Raw genomic sequence first — 3,546 nt, forward strand, 5'->3', positions numbered from 1 at the left:
GTCGACGGCCGCGCGGGTGCTGGCGGTGCTGCCGGTGGCCCTGGTCGCGGCCGGTCTCGCCGCCGCCGCCGGGCTCGCCTACAGCCGACGCCCCCCGTCACCCCGGCTGGCCCGCCTCGGCGACGTCTGCGACATCCTGCTCCAACTCGCCATCGTGCCGGTGGCGTGCAGCGTGCTGGGCCTGTACGCCTTCATGCGCGCCATCAACGGCTGACCCTCAGGTCTGCCAGTCGAGGTCGCTGGCTTCGGTCATCGGGCCGCCCCGGATGAGTGCGACGATGGCGGAGTCGATGTCGGGGCCGACGAAGAAGTCGTCGGCCCAGTGCAGCATGAAGACGCGTCCCTGGGCGTCCACGACCAGTTCGGACGGTCCGTCCTCGTTGTTGCCGATCGGGTAGACCGGATTGTCGAACTCCTCGATGAACTCGCGGGCACCCACCGTGGTGACGCCACCCCGGGTCGGGTGGATGTAACTCGTGAAGCCGCCGCCGGGCCGACCGCTACGGCCGAACTGAGGCAACTGGAGGCCGCCGAACTCGACCATCGCGGCGCGGGCGGCGGGGTAGCACTCCAGCCCGGTGAGTTCGTCGGCGAAACGTCGCATCCAGTGGTCCACCGGTGCACCCAGTTCACGGCCCGGGAACCATCCCGCCTGTTCCAGCACATGCCGTACGTCCGGCGGGAAGCGTCCCTCGGCGCTGCGGCGCTGCGCGTACCGGTCGGCGACCACCTGCCAGGGCAACGAGGGCCACTGCGACACCTCACCGGTCTCCCGGTCGACGACCGCGCGCGGGTAGCCCGTGGACGGCGGCGGCGCGGGTGGCCCGTCGGGAGGGGAGCTCACCGGTTCGACCAGGCACGCCACGTAGCCCAGGTCGAACTCGAAGAGAGTCACATCGAGCACCGGCTGGTGCCTACCGGCCCACTGGCGTGCGATGGCCAGGGCCTGCTCGCGACTGATCATCGAACGACTCCTCGGGCTGGCGAGTTCGGTTTCGCCGGGCGGGCCGGGTGCGGGCATCGGCTGGCCCGGCGCCCTGCATATGGTAGGCACCGCGCGGCGCGGCCCACGTGACCGTGCCGGGTGTACGCCAGGGGGAGGGGTGCCATGCCGTCGCGGCGGGACCAGGTCCAGTCGTACCAGTTCTTCGTGCAACGGATGACCTCCGCGCTGGTGGCGCGTGACCCGGACCCGGAGTCCGCGCCGTTCCGTCGGCTCGGTGGCGCCGGTTTCGCCAGCGTGATGGTGGCGGTGCTGTTCCTGGGCGCCGTCGGGGTCTACGGCCTGCTGCGTCCCGGCGGCGCCACGAAGTGGAAGGAAGGCGGCGCGGTCATCCTGGAGAAGGAGACCGGCACCCGCTACCTCTATCGGGAGGGCCGCCTGCACCCGGTGCTCAACTACGCCTCGGCACTGCTGGCCATGGAGTCCGCTGCGCCGACCGTGTCGGTCTCCCGCAACTCGTTGGTCGGTACTCCCCGTGGCCCCCGCATCGGCATCCCGTTCGCGCCGGACGCGCTGCCGGCTGCCAACCGGATCCTGGACGGACCGTGGACGCTGTGCACGCAGCCCGCCCGCAACGCCGCCGGCGGGATCGTCGCCACCACCGTGCTCACCGTCGGGCGGGCACCCGAGGGCGGGCGCGAGCCCGGCGACGCGGCGCTGCTGGTACGCGACCGCAAGACCGAGCGACTGCACCTGGTCTGGCGCGACCACCGGTACGAGATCCGTAACGAGAAGATCGTGCTGGAGGGGCTCACCATGAGCGCCGAACCGGTGGTGGAGGTCGGTGGTGCCTGGCTGAACGCCCTGCCCGCCGGAGAACCGATCGCGCCTCGTCGGGTCTCCGACCGGGGGACGACCTCGACCGCGCTGGCGAACGCCCGGGTTGGTCAGGTCTTCGTGGTGGAGAGCCAGAACGGCACGCGCCAGCACTACCAGGCCGAGCGGAACCGGCTCGTACCGCTGACTCCGGTGCAGGCGGACGTGGTGCTGGCCGACCCGGAGACCCGCGCGGCGTACCCGGACTCCTCGGAACCCCGGGCGCTGGAACTCGCCGCCGGCACCGCCGCCGCCGCGCCGAAGGGCGAGGCACCGGCCCAGGGTCGGCACCGCGCCCCGGAGCAGCGGCCCGAGATCGCCCGACTGACCGGTGACCAGCCCGCCGTCTGTGCCGCCTACCAGCCGGACCAGGACGAGCCGACGGTGCTGCTCGACGCCCAGGTGCAACCGGTACGCGAGCCGGTGCGGACCGGTGAGCAGACCGGCGACGGCATTCCGCTGGCCGACCGGGTGGTGATCGCACCCGGTTACGGCGTGCTTGTCGATGCCGTGCCCTCCCCGGACCAGCGGACCGGCACCCTCAACCTGGTCACCGACATCGGCTACCGCTACCCGTTGGCGTCCGAAGGGGTGGCGGCGATGCTCGGCTACTCCGGTGTGCAGCCGGTACGACTGCCGGCCAGCCTGGTGGTCCGGCTGCCCGCCGGTCCCGCCCTCGACCCGGCGATCGCCAAGCGGGCACTCGACCCGGAGTGATCCGACCAGCCACAATGGAAGGCTGGGCCGGGTTCCTGGTCTAGCGTCGACTGGACACGACCCGTTACCGTTCGTACGACGATGGTGCGTGAGCGCCGACTGACACGCCGCCCCCGGTGACGCGGGGCGATCGAACGAGGACGGGGGTGACTTCCGCCATGTCGATGAATACCGACACCGGCTTGATGCTGAAGACCGAGGGTGACGTCGATGCCGTCGCCGACCGGCTCACCGGCAACCTCAACTCGCTGATGGACCAGCTCGCTCCGCTGTACGACCAGTGGAAGGGGGCCGGCGCGGGTTCCTTCCACCAGGTCCGTGAGCGGTTCGACCAGGACATGGCCCGGCTCAACGTCGCGCTGCGCGCGATCGCCGAGGCCGTGGGATCGGCCGGTAAGGACTACGACGTCAGCGACGAGGAGATCCGGTCGGACATGGAGGGCGCGGGCGCGACCGCCGGCCAGATCACCGCGGCGCTGAAGCTCTGACGGGGAGATAAGTCATGACGGAGATTCGGTACAACTTCGCCGGCCTGAACGCGGCGGCGGACAGCTGTGGTGGCGCGGTCCGGAACATGACCGGCGAGCTGGACGGGCTCAAGTCCGGCATCGCGCCGCTGCTCGCGACCTGGGACGGCGACGCCCGTGAGGCGTACTTCCAGCGGCAGGCAGAGTGGGAGTCGGCCGCCAACGACCTGCGTGACCTGCTCACCCGGATCGAGCGCGCGCTGCGCGAGTCGGCGGGCAAGATGCAGGCCCGTGAGGCGGCGAACCGGCAGAAGTTCGGCGGCTGATCCCGCCACCAGGAGACACCTGGACGGCCCGGCCCTGTGCCGGGCCGTCGTCGTAAGGCCTGTGCGGCAGTGCTGCCTGTGCCGCCGTGCTGGTCAGCCGCGCGGCGTCGACGTCGGTACCCGGAAGAACGCCTCCTCGGGCTCGTCGATCCCGGGCATCGGGGCGGGTGGCGCCGACGGCCGGGAGGGCCGCCACCGGGCTGTCTCTTATACGCCT

The 3,546-nt window shown here is 71.6% G+C and carries 4 protein-coding genes and 1 pseudogene; 4 read left to right on the plus strand and 1 reads right to left on the minus strand.

Features of this window, described 5'->3' with window-relative positions; genetic code table 11:
- Positions 1-214 (plus strand): annotated as a pseudogene (locus EYA84_RS28800) (type VII secretion integral membrane protein EccD); the annotation flags it as partial.
- Positions 215-217: 3 nt separating this feature from the next.
- Here EYA84_RS28800 and EYA84_RS28805 read toward each other — a convergent pair.
- A complete protein-coding gene (locus EYA84_RS28805; RefSeq protein ID WP_131057123.1) occupies positions 218-964 on the minus strand; it encodes an SUKH-3 domain-containing protein in 747 nt (248 codons plus the stop codon).
- A 144-nt stretch (positions 965-1,108) separates the two neighbouring features.
- Between EYA84_RS28805 and eccB the strand changes: the two genes are divergently transcribed.
- The 3 genes from eccB (at position 1,109) to EYA84_RS28820 (ending at position 3,329) form a co-directional block, all read left to right on the plus strand.
- Positions 1,109-2,536 carry a type VII secretion protein EccB gene (gene eccB / locus EYA84_RS28810; RefSeq protein WP_131057125.1) on the plus strand — a complete coding sequence of 476 codons (1,428 nt, stop codon included), beginning with the start codon at positions 1,109-1,111 and terminating at the stop codon, positions 2,534-2,536.
- Positions 2,537-2,694: 158 nt separating this feature from the next.
- Positions 2,695-3,024 (plus strand): WXG100 family type VII secretion target, encoded by a 330-nt coding sequence (locus tag EYA84_RS28815; RefSeq protein ID WP_131057127.1) that lies wholly within the window; start codon positions 2,695-2,697, stop codon positions 3,022-3,024.
- Between the two features lie 14 nt (positions 3,025-3,038).
- Positions 3,039-3,329 (plus strand): WXG100 family type VII secretion target, encoded by a 291-nt coding sequence (locus EYA84_RS28820; RefSeq protein WP_131057129.1) that lies wholly within the window; start codon positions 3,039-3,041, stop codon positions 3,327-3,329.
- Positions 3,330-3,546: the final 217 nt, after the last annotated feature.

This window comes from Verrucosispora sp. SN26_14.1 (assembly GCF_004307965.1).
Taxonomy (GTDB): domain Bacteria; phylum Actinomycetota; class Actinomycetes; order Mycobacteriales; family Micromonosporaceae; genus Micromonospora.